Origin of the sequence: Streptomyces mirabilis, from assembly GCF_018310535.1 — a bacterium.
GTDB lineage: Bacteria > Actinomycetota > Actinomycetes > Streptomycetales > Streptomycetaceae > Streptomyces.
In genome coordinates, this window is the sequence record NZ_CP074102.1 from 6,661,505 (window position 1) to 6,678,871 (window position 17,367).

The 17,367-nt window shown below is 70.5% G+C and carries 15 protein-coding genes; 7 read left to right on the forward strand and 8 right to left on the reverse strand.

The annotated features are described in order from the left end of the window. Window positions 1–83: 83 nt before the first annotated feature. Window positions 84–557, forward strand: coding sequence for a type II 3-dehydroquinate dehydratase (gene aroQ / locus SMIR_RS29370; RefSeq protein WP_168490478.1), 474 nt, complete (start codon window positions 84–86; stop codon window positions 555–557). 1 nt (window position 558) lies between these two features. Here the strand turns inward: aroQ and SMIR_RS29375 are convergent, their stop codons facing one another. From SMIR_RS29375 to SMIR_RS29395, 5 genes are all read right to left on the reverse strand, one after another. Beyond that, window positions 559–1,311, reverse strand: coding sequence for an amino acid ABC transporter ATP-binding protein (locus SMIR_RS29375; protein WP_067364105.1), 753 nt, complete (start codon window positions 1,309–1,311; stop codon window positions 559–561). Further along, a complete protein-coding gene (locus SMIR_RS29380) occupies window positions 1,308–2,222 on the reverse strand; it encodes an amino acid ABC transporter permease (protein WP_168490477.1) in 915 nt (304 codons plus the stop codon). Before SMIR_RS29380 ends, SMIR_RS29375 begins: the two co-directional genes overlap by 4 nt. After that, window positions 2,219–3,103: an ABC transporter substrate-binding protein gene (locus SMIR_RS29385; protein ID WP_168490476.1), complete on the reverse strand. Its 885-nt coding sequence runs from the start codon at window positions 3,101–3,103 to the stop codon at window positions 2,219–2,221. Before SMIR_RS29385 ends, SMIR_RS29380 begins: the two co-directional genes overlap by 4 nt. 342 nt (window positions 3,104–3,445) lie before the next feature. Continuing rightward, window positions 3,446–4,102 (reverse strand): MBL fold metallo-hydrolase, encoded by a 657-nt coding sequence (locus SMIR_RS29390; RefSeq protein WP_168490475.1) that lies wholly within the window; start codon window positions 4,100–4,102, stop codon window positions 3,446–3,448. A gap of 9 nt (window positions 4,103–4,111) precedes the next feature. Then, window positions 4,112–4,801: a maleylpyruvate isomerase family mycothiol-dependent enzyme gene (locus tag SMIR_RS29395; protein WP_212727580.1), complete on the reverse strand. Its 690-nt coding sequence runs from the start codon at window positions 4,799–4,801 to the stop codon at window positions 4,112–4,114. A 223-nt stretch (window positions 4,802–5,024) separates the two neighbouring features. Between SMIR_RS29395 and uvrA the strand changes: the two genes are divergently transcribed. Further along, window positions 5,025–8,066: an excinuclease ABC subunit UvrA gene (gene uvrA / locus SMIR_RS29400; protein ID WP_212727581.1), complete on the forward strand. Its 3,042-nt coding sequence runs from the start codon at window positions 5,025–5,027 to the stop codon at window positions 8,064–8,066. 125 nt (window positions 8,067–8,191) lie between these two features. Here uvrA and SMIR_RS29405 read toward each other — a convergent pair whose 3' ends face one another. Both SMIR_RS29405 and SMIR_RS29410 read right to left on the reverse strand, forming a co-directional pair. After that, window positions 8,192–9,103, reverse strand: coding sequence for a carbohydrate kinase family protein (locus tag SMIR_RS29405; protein WP_168490472.1), 912 nt, complete (start codon window positions 9,101–9,103; stop codon window positions 8,192–8,194). Beyond that, window positions 9,100–10,185, reverse strand: coding sequence for a LacI family DNA-binding transcriptional regulator (locus SMIR_RS29410; protein ID WP_168490471.1), 1,086 nt, complete (start codon window positions 10,183–10,185; stop codon window positions 9,100–9,102). Before SMIR_RS29410 ends, SMIR_RS29405 begins: the two co-directional genes overlap by 4 nt. Before the next feature lie 207 nt (window positions 10,186–10,392). On the opposite strand from SMIR_RS29410, the gene SMIR_RS29415 reads away from it, so the two are divergent. Next, window positions 10,393–10,797, forward strand: a complete 405-nt coding sequence (locus SMIR_RS29415) for a Rieske (2Fe-2S) protein (RefSeq protein WP_168490470.1) — start codon at window positions 10,393–10,395, stop codon at window positions 10,795–10,797. 39 nt (window positions 10,798–10,836) lie between these two features. Here the strand turns inward: SMIR_RS29415 and SMIR_RS29420 are convergent, their stop codons facing one another. Further along, window positions 10,837–11,784: a hypothetical protein gene (locus SMIR_RS29420; protein ID WP_101405790.1), complete on the reverse strand. Its 948-nt coding sequence runs from the start codon at window positions 11,782–11,784 to the stop codon at window positions 10,837–10,839. Between the two features lie 292 nt (window positions 11,785–12,076). On the opposite strand from SMIR_RS29420, the gene uvrC reads away from it, so the two are divergent. From uvrC to whiA, 4 genes are all read left to right on the forward strand, one after another. After that, complete coding sequence (uvrC, locus tag SMIR_RS29425; protein WP_212727582.1) at window positions 12,077–14,227, forward strand: excinuclease ABC subunit UvrC; 2,151 nt, start codon at window positions 12,077–12,079, stop codon at window positions 14,225–14,227. A gap of 122 nt (window positions 14,228–14,349) precedes the next feature. Further along, window positions 14,350–15,237 (forward strand): RNase adapter RapZ, encoded by an 888-nt coding sequence (rapZ, locus tag SMIR_RS29430; RefSeq protein WP_075026813.1) that lies wholly within the window; start codon window positions 14,350–14,352, stop codon window positions 15,235–15,237. Then, complete coding sequence (locus SMIR_RS29435) at window positions 15,234–16,304, forward strand: gluconeogenesis factor YvcK family protein (protein WP_168490468.1); 1,071 nt, start codon at window positions 15,234–15,236, stop codon at window positions 16,302–16,304. Before rapZ ends, SMIR_RS29435 begins: the two co-directional genes overlap by 4 nt. Beyond that, window positions 16,295–17,284: a DNA-binding protein WhiA gene (gene whiA / locus SMIR_RS29440; protein ID WP_010987695.1), complete on the forward strand. Its 990-nt coding sequence runs from the start codon at window positions 16,295–16,297 to the stop codon at window positions 17,282–17,284. The genes SMIR_RS29435 and whiA overlap by 10 nt, the downstream gene beginning before the upstream one ends. Window positions 17,285–17,367 lie beyond the last annotated feature (83 nt).

Below are 17,367 nucleotides of genomic sequence, written 5' to 3' on the forward strand. Positions count from 1 at the left end.
TCACCGCCGCGCCGTAGCGTGATAGACCGGGTCCGAGCAGCGGTCCTCAACGGGCCGGCAGATCTGGAAGGACCGGAGGAACCGTGCCCCGCACCCTCGCCAACGCCCCGATCATGATCCTCAACGGGCCCAATCTGAACCTTCTCGGGCAGCGTCAGCCGGAGATCTACGGCTCGGACACGCTCGCGGACGTGGAGGCCCTGTGTGCCAAGGCGGCTGCCGCGCACGGCGGCACGGTGGACTTCCGCCAGTCCAACCACGAGGGCGAGCTGGTGGACTGGATCCACGAGGCGCGCCTGAACCACGCCGGGATCGTGATCAACCCGGCCGCGTACTCGCACACCTCCGTCGCGATCCTGGACGCGCTCAACGCCTGCGACGGCCTTCCGGTGGTGGAGGTCCACATCTCCAACATCCACCAGCGCGAGGCGTTCCGGCACCACTCGTACGTCTCGCAGCGGGCCGACGGGGTCATCGCGGGGTGCGGGGTGCAGGGGTACGCGTTCGCGGTGGAGCGGGTGGCGGCGCTGGCGGGGACGGGGCAGGCGCAGGCCTGACTCAGAGCCGCCCCGCCTCCACGATCCGGCGCAGGAACCGCTGGGTGCGCTCCTGTCGCGGGCTTCCGAAGAGCTCCTCGGCCGTGCCGCGTTCGAGTACCACACCGCCGTCCAGGAAGCACACCTGGTCGGCGACCTCGCGGGCGAAGCCCATCTCGTGCGTGGCCAGCACCATGGTCATGCCTTCGTCCTTCAGGTCCCGGACGACGGACAGGACCTCACCCACGAGCTCCGGGTCGAGGGCGGCGGTGATCTCGTCGAGGAGCAGCAGTCGGGGACGTACGGCCAACGCGCGGACGATCGCGGCCCGTTGCTGCTGCCCGCCGCTCAGCCGGTCGGGATACTCGCCCGCCTTCGCGCCCAGGCCGAGCCGGTCGAGCAGCTCACGCGCGTGTGCCTCGGCCTCCGCGCGGCCCACGCCGTGCACGCGGCGCGGGGCGAGCGTGATGTTCTCCAGCACGGTCATGTGCGGGAAGAGGTTGTACGCCTGGAAGACCACGCCGATCCGACGGCGTACGGCATCGTGGTCGGCCCTCGGGTCGGTGATCTCCTCGTCGTCCAGCCAGATCGCGCCGTCGTCGATCTCCTCGAGGAGGTTCGCACAGCGCAGCAGGGTCGACTTGCCGGAGCCGGAGGCGCCGATCAGCGCGGTCACCGTGTGCGGGGCGACCTCCAGGTCGACGTCCCGCAGTACGACGGAGTCGCCGAAGGTCTTGCGGACGGATTCCATCCGCAGCACCGGTGTGCCGGTCATATGGTCCCTCCCTGGGCCCGCTGACGGTCCATCCGGGCCGTGATCCAGTCCGTGAAGCGGGTCATCGGGATGGTCAGCGCTACGAAGACCAGTCCCGCGACGATGTACGGCGTGTAGTTGAGGCTGCGGCCCACGATGATGTCGGCGGCCCGCACCGCGTCGACCGCGCCGCCGATCGACACGAGCCCGGTGTCCTTCTGGAGGGACACCAGGTCGTTGAGGAGCGGCGGCACCTGGCGGCGTACCGCCTGGGGGAGGACGACGTAGCGCAGGGCCTGCCGGTTGGTGAGCCCCAGCGAACGGGCCGCGGCACGCTGCGAGGGGTGGATGGACTCGATGCCGGCACGGAACACCTCGGCGACGTACGCCGAGTACGTCAGCGTCAGCGCCGTACCGCCCAGAAGGACCGGGTCCACGGTGACGCCCTGCAGCCGCAGCGCGGGGACGCCCAGGACCACGATCATCAGGTTGATGATGAGCGGGAGGCCGCGGAAGAAGTCCGTGTACGCGGCGGCCAGCGCCCGTACGGGGAAGAACACCGGGCCGCGCAGGGTGCGGGCGATGGCGATCAGCATGCCCAGGACGAGGACCGCGACGCCGCATATCAGGAGCAGCCGTACGTTCAGCCACAGCCCTTCGAGGACCTTGGGGAACGCCTCGCGCGCGTACTGCCCGTTGAAGAACGTCTCCTTGGTGCGCGACCAGCCGGGCGCGTTGACGACGACGAGGTACAGCACGACGCCGGTGACCAGGGTGGAGAGCGCGGCGATCGCCGTCGCGCGGCGGGCGCGGGCGCGCTTGTGGCGCTCCCGCTCGATCCGCCGTTGCGACGGGACGTACGCCTCGGGCATGTCGCCCTCGCCGGAGCTCTCGCCGGAGTCCTCTCCCGACTCCTCCTTGGTGACGGTCACTTGAGCACCGGAGCGTCGACGGCCTCGGACAGCCACTGCTTCTCGATCGAGGCGAGCGTGCCGTCCTGACGCAGGGCGTCCACGGCCTTCGTCACGCACGAGGTCAGGGCGCTGCCCTTGTCGAGGACGAGTCCGAACTGTTCGGGCGTGCCGCCGGTGTTCTCGAACTGCCCGACGATCTTGGCGTCGGTCACCTCGGCCGCCGTGATGTAGAAGGCGGTCGGCAGGTCGACCACGATGGCGTCGACCTGGCCGTTCTTCAGCGCGGACTTGGCCTGATCGTTCTTCGCGTACGCGGCCGGCTGCTGGGTCGGCTTCACCACGTCGTCGATGTAGTTCAGGCTGGTGGTGCCGACCTGGGCGCCCAGCTTGACGCCCTTGAGGTCCGCGATGCTCTTCGCCTTCGCGGCCTTGGAGCCCTTGAGCGCGATGACGGCCTGGCGGACGTCGTAGTAGCCGGACGAGAAGTCCACCGCCTTCTTGCGCTCGGCGCTGATCGACACCTGGTTGATGTCGAAGTCGAAGGTCTTCACGCCGGGCGCGAAGGCCTTGTTGAAGGGGACGGTCTGCCAGACGACGGCGCTCTTGTCGTAGCCGAGCTGCTTGGCCACGGCGTACGCGATCGCGGACTCGAAGCCCTTGCCGTTCGCGGGCTTGTCGTCCTTGAACCACGGCTCGTACGCGGGCTCGTCGGTCGCGATGGTCAGCTTGCCGGACGTCCGGGTGCCCAACGCGCCCTTCGCGCAGGCTTCCCCGGTTGTCCCGGAGGCGTTGGCGGAGGCTTTGTCCTCCGGCTGCGGGGCACAGCCCACGGCGACGGCGAGCAGGGCGACGGTGGCGGCGGACGCGACGCGGCGCAGGGTGCGTTGGGCGAGATGCATGGCGGGAGAGTGACAGCGCGGCATGCCGTTTGTCGAGGTCACAGCGGTAAATGTCCGCATGGTGGGAACGTGTGTTGCGGTCCTGTGAACGCTCGATGAGAAGAGCCGCGGATCGGCCTGCGGACGGCTCTGCCGGGGCCGCCGGCCGAGGGCGGGGATCGACAGGCCGGCGGCCCGTTTCGCGTCAGGAGCCGTCGACCTGAGCGGGGCTGCTTCCAGTGGACTGCACCACTGCACGCGCCGGGAGCGCGCGCAGGGCGCCGGCGCGTGCGCTCCATTCACACGGGGCGCGTGTTCGCGGACTTCACGCCCTGCCGGCCGGGGTTCGTCACCTGGCCGGAGTCACCAGCCGCGCGCGTGCCACTCCGGAAGGTGCGGCCGTTCGGCGCCCAGCGTCGTGTCGTTGCCGTGCCCCGGGTAGACCCAGGTCTCGTCCGGCAGTGCGTCGAAGATCTTCGTCTCGACGTCGCGGATGAGGCTGGCGAACGCCTTCGGGTCCTTGCGGGTGTTGCCCACACCGCCGGGGAAGAGACAGTCCCCGGTGAACACGTGCGGATGCCCGTGCGGGTCGTCGTAGACGAGGGCGATCGAGCCCGGCGTGTGCCCCACGAGGTGGCGCGCGGTGAGTTCCACGCGCCCCACCCGGATCGTGTCGCCGTCGCCCACGAGGACGTCGGTCGGCACGGGGATGCCCTCGGCGTCGTCCCGGCCCGCATAGGTGCGGGCGCCGGTGGCCACCACGACCTCCGCGAGCGCCTGCCAGTGGTCGCCGTGCTGATGTGTGGTGACGACGGACGCGATGCCGTCGTCACCGATCAGCGTGAGCAGGGTGCCGGCATCGTTGGCCGCGTCGATCAGCAGCTGCTCGTCGGTGGCCCGGCAGCGCAGCAGATAGGCGTTGTTGTCCATCGGGCCGACCGCGACCTTGGAGATCATCAGGTTCTGCAGCTCGTGCACATCGGCTGGTCCGCCGACCTTCACCGCTCCGCTGTACGTCATGACGGCAGCCTATAGCGGGGGGAGCGCGGGGAGGGGCCCGCCATCGGCGCTCAGCCCCGAACCGTCACGCCGTCCGCAGAGCCAGCCGAGCAGCGCCGGAGCGGGACCGGTCACCTTAACCTCGGGTCCGCCCTCGGCGTCGCGTCCCGTGCTCCACACGCGCGCGCCGTCGGTGATCCGTGTGGACGGCACCTCGGGGTGCCCCGTGAAGCGATCGGCGAGGAACTCGATCTCCCGTTCCACGAACTCCTCCGGGAGATCTTCGAGCTCGTACCCGATCCCCAGATCCACGTGATGCAGCTCGACCTCGCCCCAGCGCCGGAACGGCACCCGGGCCGCGGAGTCCGTGACCCCGCCCCGCAGCTCCACCGTGCGCGACCAGTCCGCGGGCACGGCCCCCACGTCCTGGAACCGGGCCGCGCTCTCCCGCAGGTCCGCGAGCTGTACGTCCAGGGGGCGCGGCGCGTCCCGCTCGATGTCGGCGTCCCGGGCCTCCCCGGAGACGTACATGGGGCGCCCGTCGAGGACGTTCACGAGTGCGTCCGCGTTACGGGCGAGGTGGGCGAGCACATGGCCGCGGCTCCAGCCGGGCAGCCGTGACGACTCGGCCATGGAAGCGTTGTCCAGTTCGGCGGCTGCGTTGAGCAGTCGTTCGGTCGCGTCGCGTACAGACGCCAGGTCGCGCGCATGATCCATCATGCGGCCGACCCTAGCCCCGCCACACGTTCGGGTGAAGGTGGTCGGGCACGCCCGCAAATCGAATGCACGTGCTATACCCTCGGGTGCGGCGTCGGGCATGCTGGATGGCCCGGGATTGTTGTGAACCAGGGAAAGCAACCGGCGCTGTCAGTGGCTCCCCCTAGTCTGGGAAAGACGGGGGCCTCGGCCCCTGTCACTTCTCTCAAGAAAGGTGCGGACCGGCGTGGCCGACCGTCTCATCGTCCGTGGAGCGCGCGAGCACAATCTGAAGAATGTCTCGCTCGACCTCCCGCGCGACTCGCTCATCGTCTTCACGGGCCTGTCGGGGTCGGGCAAGTCCTCGCTGGCCTTCGACACGATCTTCGCCGAGGGGCAGCGGCGTTACGTGGAGTCACTGTCCTCGTACGCCCGGCAGTTCCTCGGCCAGATGGACAAGCCGGACGTCGACTTCATCGAAGGCCTCTCCCCGGCGGTCTCCATCGACCAGAAGTCGACCTCGCGCAACCCGCGCTCGACGGTCGGCACCATCACCGAGGTCTACGACTACCTGCGCCTGCTCTTCGCGCGCATCGGCAAGCCGCACTGTCCCGAGTGCGGCCGCCCCATCACGCGCCAGTCGCCGCAGGCCATCGTCGACAGGGTTCTGGAGCTGCCCGAGGGGAGCCGCTTCCAGGTGCTGTCCCCGCTGGTGCGCGAGCGCAAGGGCGAGTTCGTCGACCTCTTCGCCGATCTCCAGACCAAGGGGTACAGCCGGGCCAGGGTCGACGGTCAGACGATCCAGCTCACCGAGCCGCCCACGCTGAAGAAGCAGGAGAAGCACACCATCGAGGTGGTCGTCGACCGCCTCACGGTGAAGGACTCCGCCAAGCGCCGCCTCACCGACTCCGTGGAGACCGCCCTCGGGCTCTCCGGCGGCATGGTCGTGCTCGACTTCGTCGACCTCCCCGAGGACGACCCCGAGCGCGAGCGCATGTACTCGGAGCACCTGTACTGCCCGTACGACGACCTGTCGTTCGAGGAGCTGGAGCCCCGCTCCTTCTCCTTCAACTCGCCCTTCGGCGCCTGCCCCGAGTGCACCGGTATCGGTACGCGCATGGAGGTCGACCCCGAGCTGATCGTCCCGGACGAGGACAAGTCCCTCGACGAGGGCGCCATCCACCCCTGGTCGCACGGGCACACCAAGGACTACTTCGGGCGGCTCGTCGGAGCCCTCGCCGACGCGTTGGGATTCCGGACCGACATCCCCTTCGCCGGTCTCCCGCAGCGCGCCAAGAAGGCCCTGCTCTACGGCCACAAGACGCAGATCGAGGTGCGCTACCGCAACCGCTACGGGCGCGAGCGTGTCTACACCACGCCCTTCGAAGGGGCCGTCCCCTTCATCAAGCGGCGGCACAGCGAGTCCGAGAGCGACGCCAGCCGCGAGCGCTTCGAGGGCTATATGCGCGAGGTGCCCTGCCCCACCTGTGAGGGCACCCGCCTCAAGCCGCTCATCCTCGCCGTCACCGTCATGGAGAAGTCGATCGCGGAGGTCTCCGCGATGTCGATCAGCGACTGCGCGGACTTCCTGGGCAAGCTGAAGCTCGACGCGCGCGACAAGAAGATCGCCGAGCGCGTCCTGAAGGAGGTCAACGAACGGCTGCGCTTCCTGGTCGACGTCGGCCTCGACTACCTGTCGCTCAACCGCGCGGCCGGCACGCTCTCCGGCGGCGAGGCCCAGCGCATCCGCCTGGCCACCCAGATCGGCTCCGGCCTCGTCGGCGTCCTGTACGTCCTCGACGAGCCGTCCATCGGTCTGCACCAGCGCGACAACCACCGGCTGATCGAGACCCTGGTCCGGCTGCGCGACATGGGCAACACGCTCATCGTCGTCGAGCACGACGAGGACACCATCAAGGTCGCCGACTGGGTCGTCGACATCGGCCCCGGCGCGGGTGAGCACGGCGGCAAGGTCGTGCACAGCGGTCCCTTGAAGGAGCTGCTCGCCAACCCCGAGTCGATGACCGGCCAGTACCTGTCGGGCAAGAGGGAGATCGCGCTTCCGGACATCCGCCGCCCCGCCGACCCGGGCCGCAGACTCACCGTGCACGGCGCCCGTGAGAACAACCTCCAGGACATCGACGTGTCCTTCCCGCTGGGCGTGCTCACGGCGGTCACGGGTGTCTCGGGTTCCGGCAAGTCGACGCTGGTCAACGACATCCTGTACACGCACCTGGCGCGCGAGCTCAACGGCGCCCGGAGCGTTCCCGGGCGGCACACGCGCGTGGACGGCGACGACCTCGTCGACAAGGTCGTGCACGTCGACCAGTCGCCCATCGGACGCACCCCGCGGTCGAACCCGGCGACGTACACCGGAGTCTTCGACCACGTCCGCAAGCTGTTCGCCGAGACGACCGAGGCGAAGGTGCGGGGCTACATGCCCGGCCGCTTCTCCTTCAACGTCAAGGGCGGCCGCTGCGAGAACTGCTCGGGCGACGGCACCATCAAGATCGAGATGAACTTCCTGCCGGACGTGTACGTCCCCTGCGAGGTCTGCCACGGGGCGCGCTACAACCGGGAGACCCTGGAGGTCCACTACAAGGGCAAGTCCATCTCCGAGGTCCTCGACATGCCGATCGAGGAGGCCCTCGGCTTCTTCGAGGCCGTCCCCGCGATCGCCCGCCACCTGCGCACGCTCAACGACGTCGGTCTCGGCTACGTCCGGCTCGGTCAGTCCGCGCCGACGCTGTCCGGCGGTGAGGCCCAGCGCGTCAAGCTCGCCAGCGAGCTGCAGAAGCGTTCCACGGGCCGCACGGTGTACGTGCTGGACGAGCCGACCACGGGTCTGCACTTCGAGGACATCAGCAAGCTGATCACGGTGCTCTCCGGGCTGGTCGACAAGGGCAACACGGTCATCGTCATCGAGCACAACCTCGACGTCATCAAGACCGCCGACTGGGTCGTCGACATGGGCCCGGAGGGCGGCAACGGCGGTGGTCTCGTGGTCGCCGAAGGCACGCCCGAGCAGGTCGCCGGGGTTCCGGCCAGCCACACCGGCAAGTTCCTGCGCGACGTCCTGGGCGCGGACCGGATCAGCGACGCCGCCTCCGTACCGGCCCCCCGCAAGGCGGCGGCCAAGAAGGCGGTCGCGGCCAAGTCGACGGCCAGGAAGACGACCACGAAGGCCGTGAACAACACGGCCACGAAGAAGGCCGCCGCGGCCACCGGGACGACGGCCACGAAGAAGGCGACCCCCGCGAAGAAGACCACGCGGGCACGCAAGGCCTGATCCGGCCGGGCCAGGCCGGACACGTCACGAAAAACACGGTGCCCCATGGGAACTCCCCATGGGGCACCGCCCGTTGCGCGGTCAGCCGCCCTTGGACCACATCGGTCGCAGAGGATCCAGCTGCCTCAGGGGGCGGCGAGTTCCGCGGCGAACGGCGGCTCCGCGCCCGCTCGTGAGCAGGTGATCGCCGCCGCGCGGGCCGCGAACCGCAGCAGCTCGCTCCAACCGTCGGGGCCCAGCTCGGCCAGCGCCGCCGGGGACAGCGCGTCCCGCGTGGCCAGGCCGTGCAGCAGGGCCGCGTTCACCGTGTCTCCGGCGCCGATGGTGTCCACGACCTCGACCGGCTCACCGGGCACGGAGTGGACCGAGCCGTCCTGGGTGAACACCGTCAGGCCGTCGCCGCCCTGGGTGATCACGACGGCCGCGGGACCGGACGCCAGCCACTCGCGCGGGGTGCCGCCCAGCCACAGCGCGTCCTCCTCGGAGAGTTTGAGGAGCGACACCGACGGCAGCCAGCTCTTGAAGCGGGCCCGATAGGCGTCCGCGTCGGGAATGAGCACGGCCCGAATGTTCGGGTCGAGCGTGGTGAACACACCGCGCGCGGCGGCCGCCCGCATCAGCTCCTCGTAGGCGCTCGCGCCCGGCTCCAGGACCAGCGAGCAGGTCCCGAACGACACCGCCCGGGTGGCGTCCGGGAGCCGGTCCGGTGCGGCGAACAGGCGGTCGGCCGTGCCCTCGACGTAGAAGGAGTACGCCGCCGAGCCGTCCGCGTCGATGGAGGCGACCGCGAGGGTCGTCGGCTCCGTCCCGCGCTGCACGGAGGAGACATCGACGCCCGCCTCGTGCAGCCCGCCGAGGAGCGCCTCACCGAAGGCGTCGTACGAGACCCGGGAGCAGAAGGCGGTGGGGGAGCCGAGGCGGCCCAGCGCCACCGCCGTGTTGTAGGGGCCGCCGCCGCGTGCGGGCCGCAGGCTGACGAGCGCGCCCGCGCCCTGCGGTACCAGGTCGATCAGGGCCTCACCGGCGACGACGATCACGACAGGGATCCTTTCGCGGGACTCTTCTGACTCAGGTCGGTGTGGGTGGCCCCCGACGTCCTGGGGGGCTCGGCGCAGCCGCACGAGGTGCGGTGGACGAAGGCGCAGGGGAGTCGCACGGTGCGGGCCGGGTGGTCCGGCGAGGCGAGCCGTTCCAGGAGCAGCCGGACGGCCTGCGCGCCGATCTCCTTGCTGGGCTGGGAGATCGCGGTCAGCCGGGGTGCGAACAGATCCGCCCACGCGAAGTCGTCGAAGCAGCACAGCGCCAGGTCGTCCGGCACGGACAGATCGTGTTCGCGCAGGGCGCGCAGGGCGCCGATGGTCATCGCGTTGTTTCCGGTGACCAGCGCGGTCGGGGGCGCCGCCAGGGACAGCAGCGCGTCGGTGGCACGTTCGGCGGCCGTCGCCTCGGAGTCGCCGTGTGCCACGAGCCGTTCGTCGTAGGGGAGCCCGGCGCCCGCGAGGCCGTGGCGGTAGCCGGAGATCCGCTCGTTGGTGGTGCTGAGCCCGGGCAGGCCCGCGACGAGTCCGATGCGCCGGTGACCCCGTTCGGCGAGATGCCCGACCAGCTGTGCCATCGGCTCGGCGTTCTCGGCGCAGACCTGGTCGAAGCGGAAGGGGTGACCGGCCGGGGCCTCGACCAGGCGGTCCAGGAAGACGGTCGGCACGTTGTGCTGCCCCAGGTAGCGCAGGAGTGCGTCCGGATCGGCGGAGGGCGCGACGATCAGACCGTCGACGCGTCGCTCGTGCAGCAGCTGGACGACCTTCCGCTCGTGCTGGGGGTCGTCGTGGGGATCGGCGAGGAGCAGCCCGTATCCGTGCTCCAGGGCGCCCGCCTCGACGCCCTGGAGGATCTCCGTGAAGTACGGGTTGCTGATCGCCGACACCGCGAGGCCGATGGACCGGGTGCGTGCGGTGACCAGGGAACGGGCCAGGGTGTTGGGCGTGTAGCCGAGCGCGTCGATGGCGTCCAGGACGGCCTGGCGGGTGTGGGGCAGCACAGGGCGCGTGTCGTTGAGCACATGGGAGACGGTCGCCACGGACACTCCCGCGTGCGCCGCCACGTCGACCATCGTTGCCATCGCCCTGCCTCGCCTCTCCCCGCGACCCTCTGGAGCCCTCCCCGAACTCTCGGCCTGCTCCGGCGGGAACGTATCGCATTTGCCGGTGGACGTAAACGCTTGCGCAAACGTTTACGTCCTGTCGCTCAGACCTGTGCGGACCCCCTCCAGGCGGAATGATCCGTACCGGTATCGTCGACACATCCGGCCCCGACCCGTGGAGACGCCATGCCTGCCCGCCGTACCGTCCTGCGAGGAGCGGCGCTCGCCCCGGTCGCCGGGATCGCCCTCAGTGCCTGCTCCGGCGGCAGCGGTGGCGGGACGCCGGCGACGCCGACCGCGCCGGTCGACCTGGGCGCGGAGAGCGAGATCGCCAAGGGCGGCGCCAAGCTGTACCGGGAAGAGAACGTCGTGGTCAGCCGCGCCGAGAACGGCTCCCTGAAGGCGTTCAGCACGATCTGCACGCACGCCGGGTGCGCCATCAACAAGCTTCAGGGCACGACGCTCATCTGCCCGTGCCACGGCAGCGAATTCGACGCGGCGACGGGCAAGGTGCTGCAGGCCCCGGCCACCGTGGCGCTGAAGGAGCTGTCCGTGGAGGCCAAGGGCGGCAGGATCGTCGCGGGTCCCTGACCGGATGCGCGGTGACGCCGTGTTCCCGGCCGGCGGGGTTCACTCCCAGTCCCAGCCGATGCCCACGATGCCCGACCGCACCCGCGGCTCGACGAGATGCACCGAGCGATGACGCCCGCTGAGGGGGAGCTCCTGGCGGCCGCTGCGTGGCGCCGCCGCCGAGTGCTGGGTGAACCGGTGGCAGCGCACGGGCAGCACCTCCTCGGCGAACCGCACCTGGAGGGCGTACTGCCCGCCCGCGAAGCCGAACCCGCGTACGTACTCGCTGGACGCACCGGCCGTGCCGTCCTCGAAGCCGTAGCGGAACAGGAACGTATCTCCTGCGCGCAGCCGCGTGTCGAAGAGCAGCTCGGCGACCAGCACTCCGGTGTCGTGGTGCCAGCGCACCCGTCCCGTACGGCAGTTTTCCAGGGCTCGGACCGCCGTGCGCTCCGGGGCGCAGCCCGGGTCGCCGTGATGGACGGCCACATAGCGGTCCACACCGTCCTTGTAGGCCCGCACGATGTGGTGGGACTCACGCGCGAGCAGCTCGCGGTGCGTGCCTATCCGGACGAGTTCGTGATGGCCGAGGGTGTGCAGCCCGCCGTCGAGCGGGGACTCCAGCTCGGCCAGGAGCCGCTCCAGGACGCCGGAGGCCTCCACCAGGGAGCGGTACGAGCGGCCGGTGGGGCGCTGGGGGGCGCAGCGCTCGTCGGCCTTGGCCAGCAGCCGGATCAGCGATTCGTCCGGGAGCTGGAGGATCTCCTCCAGAGCGCGTACGGCGCGCAGCGACTCGGGGCGCTGCGGGCGCCGGGCGCCCTGCTGCCAGTAACTCAGGCTCGTGACCCCGACTTTGACCCCGTACCGCGACAGGTGGTGCTGCACGCGCTGGAGAGGCAGGCCGCGAGCGGCGATCGCGGCGCGCAGCGCGACATGGAAGGGGCCGCCCGCCAGGGCCGTCTCCAGTTCCGCGATGGCGACGTCCGCGTGCTGTGTGCCGTACCGCATGCAGGGGCCTTTCTGTGAATGTTCACAACGGCTGGTCAGACCGTTGGATGCAGGTCGTCGGGGGCGCCCGGCCGGCGCGCGGGGCTTGTTCACACGCGCCTGTCGCCGTCCACGACCCCGAGTTCCCACGCATTGAAGCGTGTTGACCAAGCCCCGACAACACCTGATACGCAACCTACTCAACCTGCCGTACCGCCCTCTGGCCGATCTGCGATCGCGGTCCCGGCAGCTGAGTCCACGGGCGGGCCGGGAGGTCGTCGCGGTGTCAGCCCTCGCCAGTAGGGTGTGTGACATGGCCGACCCCTCCAGCTACCGCCCCAAGCCGGGACAGATCCCGGACTCTCCCGGGGTGTACAAATTCCGCGACGAGCACCGCCGGGTGATCTACGTCGGAAAGGCGAAAAGCCTGCGCCAGCGCCTGGCCAGCTACTTCCAGGACCTGGCGGGCCTCCACCCCCGCACCCGCACCATGGTCACCACGGCCGCGTCCGTGGAGTGGACAGTGGTGTCCACGGAGGTCGAGGCACTGCAGCTGGAGTACTCCTGGATCAAGGAGTTCGACCCCCGGTTCAACGTCAAGTACCGCGACGACAAGAGCTACCCCTACCTCGCGGTGACGATGAACGAGGAGTTCCCGCGGGTGCAGGTGATGCGCGGCCACAAGCGCAAGGGCGTGCGCTATTTCGGTCCGTACGGGCACGCGTGGGCGATCCGCGACACCGTCGACCTGCTGCTGCGCGTCTTCCCGGTCCGCACCTGCTCGGCGGGCGTCTTCAAGAACGCCGCCCGCACCGGCCGCCCCTGCCTCCTGGGCTACATCGGCAAGTGCTCCGCCCCCTGTGTCGGGCGGGTCTCCGCCGAGGAACACCTTGACCTGGCCGAGGAGTTCTGCGACTTCATGGCCGGCCGTACGGGGACGTACATCCGCCGCCTCGAGAAGCAGATGACGGACGCGGCCGAGGAGATGGAGTACGAGCGGGCGGCCCGTCTGCGCGACGACATCGAGGCCCTGAAGAAGGCCATGGAGAAGAACGCGGTCGTGCTCGCCGACGCGACCGACGCCGACCTGATGGCCGTCGCCGAGGACGAGCTGGAAGCCGCCGTGCAGATCTTCCACGTGCGTGGCGGCCGGGTGCGCGGCCAGCGCGGCTGGGTCACCGACAAGGTGGAGGCCGTCACCACTGGTGACCTGGTCGAACACGCGCTGCAGCAGCTCTACGGGGAGGAGAGGGGCGACTCCGTCCCCAAGGAGGTGCTCGTCCCGGCACTGCCCGACCCCGTGGAGCCCGTCCAGGAGTGGCTGACCGAGCGCCGCGGGTCGAACGTGTCCCTGCGCATTCCGCAGCGCGGCGACAAGAAGGCGCTCATGGAGACCGTGCAACGCAACGCGCTCCAGGCGCTCGGCCTGCACAAGACCAAGCGCGCCTCCGACCTGACCACCCGCTCGCGCGCGCTGGAGGAGATCGCCGTAGCCCTCGACCTGGACAGTGCCCCGCTCCGGATCGAGTGCTACGACATCTCGCACCTCCAGGGTGACGACGTGGTCGCCTCCATGGTCGTCTTCGAGGACGGGCTGCAGCGCAAGAGCGAGTACCGGCGCTTCCAGATCAAGGGCTTCGAGGGCCAGGACGACGTCCGCTCCATGCACGAGGTGATCACCCGCCGTTTCAGGCGCTATCTCGCCGAGAAGGAGCGGACGGGCGAGTGGACGGACGGCGAGGACGTCTCCACCGACGGGGCCTCCACCGAAAACGCCACCCTGGGGAACGCCACTCCGGCGACCGCCACTCTGGAGAGTGACACCACGGGGAACACCTTCGCGGGGAACGCCTTCACCGAGGAGGACGGCCGCCCCAAGCGCTTCGCCTACCCTCCGCAGCTCGTCGTCGTCGACGGAGGCCAGCCGCAGGTCGCGGCGGCCAAGAGGGCCCTCGACGAACTGGGCATCGACGACATCGCCGTCTGCGGCCTCGCCAAGCGTCTGGAGGAGGTCTGGCTGCCGCACGAGGACGACCCGGTGGTGCTGCCCCGCACCAGTGAGGGGCTGTACCTGCTCCAGCGGGTCCGTGACGAGGCCCACCGCTTCGCCATCACCTACCAGCGCACCAAGCGCGCCAAGCGTTTCAAGGCGAGCCCGCTGGACGAGGTGCCGGGCCTCGGCGAGACCCGCAAGCAGGCGCTGATCAAGCACTTCGGCTCGGTGAAAAAGCTGCGATCCGCGTCCATCGACCAGATCTGCGAGGTCCCTGGCATAGGCCGCAAGACCGCCGAGGCAGTCGCCGTGGCCCTCGCCCAGGCGGCTCCGGCCGCACCCGCCGTGAACACGGCGACTGGAGAGATCATGGAAGACGAGGAAGCCGGGGCGTCCGTCACCACCACGGGCTCCCCGGAGGAGCCCGTGTCCGCGGGCGCCTCACACGAGCGACGGGGGCAGGAGACATGAGCGACAACGAACGACAAGAGAACCCAGCGCAGACCGAACAACCGGCCGAGCAACCGGCCGGACCGCAGACCGGACAGACGGCCGCACCACAGGCTGCCGACGAGACCCAGGGGGGTACGACGATGGAGACGCCCGCGGTGCCCGAAGCCGCCATCCCCGAGCTGGTGATCATCTCCGGGATGTCCGGGGCGGGCCGGTCGACGGCCGCCAAGTGTCTGGAGGACCTCGGCTGGTTCGTCGTCGACAACCTGCCGCCCGCGCTGATCCCCACGATGGTGGAGCTCGGCGCCCGCTCGCAGGGCAACGTGGCGAGGATCGCGGTCGTCGTCGACGTACGGGGCCGCCGCTTCTTCGACAACCTCCGTGAGTCCCTCGCCGACCTGGAGGCGAAGAACGTCACCCGCCGGATCGTTTTCCTGGAGTCCTCCGACGAGGCACTGGTGCGCCGCTTCGAGTCCGTGCGCCGTCCCCACCCCCTCCAGGGCGACGGCCGTATCGTCGACGGCATCGACGCCGAGCGCGAGCTGCTGCGTGAGCTGCGCGGCGACGCCGACCTGGTCATCGACACCTCCAGCCTGAACGTGCACGAGCTGCGCGCCAAGATGGACGCCCAGTTCGCAGGCGAGGAGGAGCCCGAGCTGCGGGCCACCGTCATGTCCTTCGGCTTCAAGTACGGCCTTCCGGTCGACGCCGACCTGGTCGTGGACATGCGCTTCCTGCCCAACCCGCACTGGGTACCGGAGCTGCGCCCCTTCACCGGCCTGAACGAGGAGGTGTCGGCGTACGTCTTCAACCAGCCCGGCGCCAAGGAGTTCCTCGACCGCTACACCGAGCTGCTCCAGCTCATCGCCGCCGGCTACCGCCGCGAGGGCAAGCGCTATGTGACCATCGCGGTCGGCTGCACCGGCGGCAAGCACCGTTCGGTCGCGACCTCCGAGAAGCTCGCCGCTCGCCTCGCCTCGCAGGGCGTGGAGACCGTGGTCGTCCACCGGGACATGGGGCGCGAGTGACCGGACGTGCCGCTCTGCGGCTGAGCAGGCTGCGCCGGGTCGCCTCCGAGGGACGCGGCGACAGGCCCGCCGAGGCGCGCGGCGGGAAGCCGCGCCGCCGCGGTGCCCAGCCCAAGGTCGTCGCCCTCGGCGGCGGCATGGGGCTGTCCGCCTCGCTCGCCGCGCTGCGCCGGATCACCGGCGACCTCACCGCCGTCGTCACCGTGGCCGACGACGGCGGTTCCAGCGGGCGCCTGCGCGACGAGCTGGGCGTGCTGCCGCCCGGCGACCTGCGCAAGGCCCTGGCCGCGCTGTGCGGCGACGACGACTGGGGCCAGACCTGGGCCCGCGTCATCCAGCACCGCTTCCAGTCCCAGGGCGATCTGCACGAGCACGCGGTCGGCAATCTGCTGATCGTCGCCCTGTGGGAACAGCTCGGCGACCATGTCCAGGCCCTGGACCTGGTCGGCAGGCTCCTCGGCGCGCACGGCCGGGTGCTGCCCATGTCCGCCGTACCCCTGGAGCTTCAGGCCCTGGTCAAGGGGCACGACCCGGAACGGCCCGAGGACGTGGAAACGGTACGGGGACAGGCGACCGTGGCCCTCACCCCCGGCGAGGTGCAGTCCGTGCACGTCGTCCCCGCCGACCCGCCGGCCGTCCCCGAGGCCGTGGCGGCGGTCCTCGACGCGGACTGGGTGGTCCTTGGCCCCGGCTCCTGGTTCTCCTCGGTGATTCCTCACCTTCTCGTGCCCGAGCTCCTCGATGCGCTCACCGAGACGAAGGCGCGCCGGGTACTCTCCCTGAACCTCGCCCCGCAGCCCGGAGAAACCGAGGGCTTCTCTCCGCAGCGTCATTTGGAGGTTTTGGGACGACACGCCCCTAAACTCGCCCTGGACGTGGTGCTGGCCGACGAGGCTGCCGTGCCCGATCGCGACTCACTCACCGACGCCGCCAAGCGGTTCGGCGCCGCGGTCGAGCTGGCGCCGGTGGCCCGGACCGACGGATCTCCGCGGCACGACCCGGAGCTGTTGGCCGCCGCGTACGACCGTATTTTTCGGATGCATGGAAGGATCGGCCCATGGCGATGACGGCAGCGGTGAAGGATGAAATTTCCCGGCTCCCCGTCACCCGGACCTGCTGCAGAAAGGCGGAGGTCTCCGCCATTCTGCGGTTCGCCGGCGGCCTCCACCTGGTGAGCGGCCGGATTGTGATCGAGGCGGAGCTGGACACCGCGATGGCGGCGCGCCGGCTGAAGCGGGACATTCTGGAGATTTTCGGCCACAGCTCCGAACTGATCGTGATGGCGCCCGGCGGTCTGCGCCGCGGCTCCCGGTATGTCGTACGGGTCGTCGCGGGCGGCGACCAGCTGGCCCGCCAGACGGGGCTCGTGGACGGTCGTGGCCGCCCGATCCGGGGCCTCCCGCCGCAGGTGGTCTCGGGGGCCACCTGCGACGCCGAGGCTGCCTGGCGCGGGGCCTTCCTGGCGCACGGCTCGCTCACCGAGCCGGGCCGCTCCTCCTCCCTGGAGGTGACCTGCCCGGGTCCGGAGGCCGCGCTCGCGCTCGTCGGCGCCGCCCGTCGGCTCTCGATCGCCGCGAAGGCCCGCGAGGTGCGCGGCGTGGACCGCGTGGTCGTCCGTGACGGAGACGCGATCGGCGCGCTGCTCACCCGCCTCGGAGCGCACGAGTCGGTGCTGGCCTGGGAGGAGCGGCGGATGCGCCGCGAGGTCCGCGCCACGGCGAACCGGCTCGCCAACTTCGACGACGCCAACCTGCGCCGCTCGGCCCGTGCCGCCGTCGCCGCCGGGGCCCGTGTGCAGCGCGCCCTGGAGATCCTCGCGGACGAGGTGCCCGAGCACCTCGCGGCCGCCGGACGGCTGCGCATGGAGCACAAGCAGGCCTCCCTGGAGGAGCTGGGCGCGCTCGCCGACCCGCCGCTGACCAAGGACGCCGTCGCCGGCCGTATCCGGCGGCTGCTCGCGATGGCCGACAAGCGGGCCCAGGATCTCGGCATCCCCGGGACGGAGTCCAACCTCACCGAGGAAATGGCGGACAACCTCGCCGGCTGACTGGTCCGACCGATCGCCAGAAGCCCAACACGCCGGTGCCGATGCCCACTTGGGACATCGGCGCCGGCGTTTGCGTTCCTGTG

Coding starts and splice junctions, on each gene's coding strand:
- rapZ (WP_075026813.1), top strand. CDS start 14,350: ATGGAGACGCCCGCGGTGCCCGAAGCCGCCATCCCCGAGCTGGTGATC.
- SMIR_RS29390 (WP_168490475.1), bottom strand. CDS start 4,102: ATGACGTACAGCGGAGCGGTGAAGGTCGGCGGACCAGCCGATGTGCAC.
- SMIR_RS29385 (WP_168490476.1), bottom strand. CDS start 3,103: ATGCATCTCGCCCAACGCACCCTGCGCCGCGTCGCGTCCGCCGCCACC.
- uvrC (WP_212727582.1), top strand. CDS start 12,077: ATGGCCGACCCCTCCAGCTACCGCCCCAAGCCGGGACAGATCCCGGAC.
- SMIR_RS29395 (WP_212727580.1), bottom strand. CDS start 4,801: ATGATGGATCATGCGCGCGACCTGGCGTCTGTACGCGACGCGACCGAA.
- SMIR_RS29420 (WP_101405790.1), bottom strand. CDS start 11,784: ATGCGGTACGGCACACAGCACGCGGACGTCGCCATCGCGGAACTGGAG.
- SMIR_RS29410 (WP_168490471.1), bottom strand. CDS start 10,185: ATGGCAACGATGGTCGACGTGGCGGCGCACGCGGGAGTGTCCGTGGCG.
- SMIR_RS29375 (WP_067364105.1), bottom strand. CDS start 1,311: ATGACCGGCACACCGGTGCTGCGGATGGAATCCGTCCGCAAGACCTTC.
- whiA (WP_010987695.1), top strand. CDS start 16,295: ATGGCGATGACGGCAGCGGTGAAGGATGAAATTTCCCGGCTCCCCGTC.
- SMIR_RS29415 (WP_168490470.1), top strand. CDS start 10,393: ATGCCTGCCCGCCGTACCGTCCTGCGAGGAGCGGCGCTCGCCCCGGTC.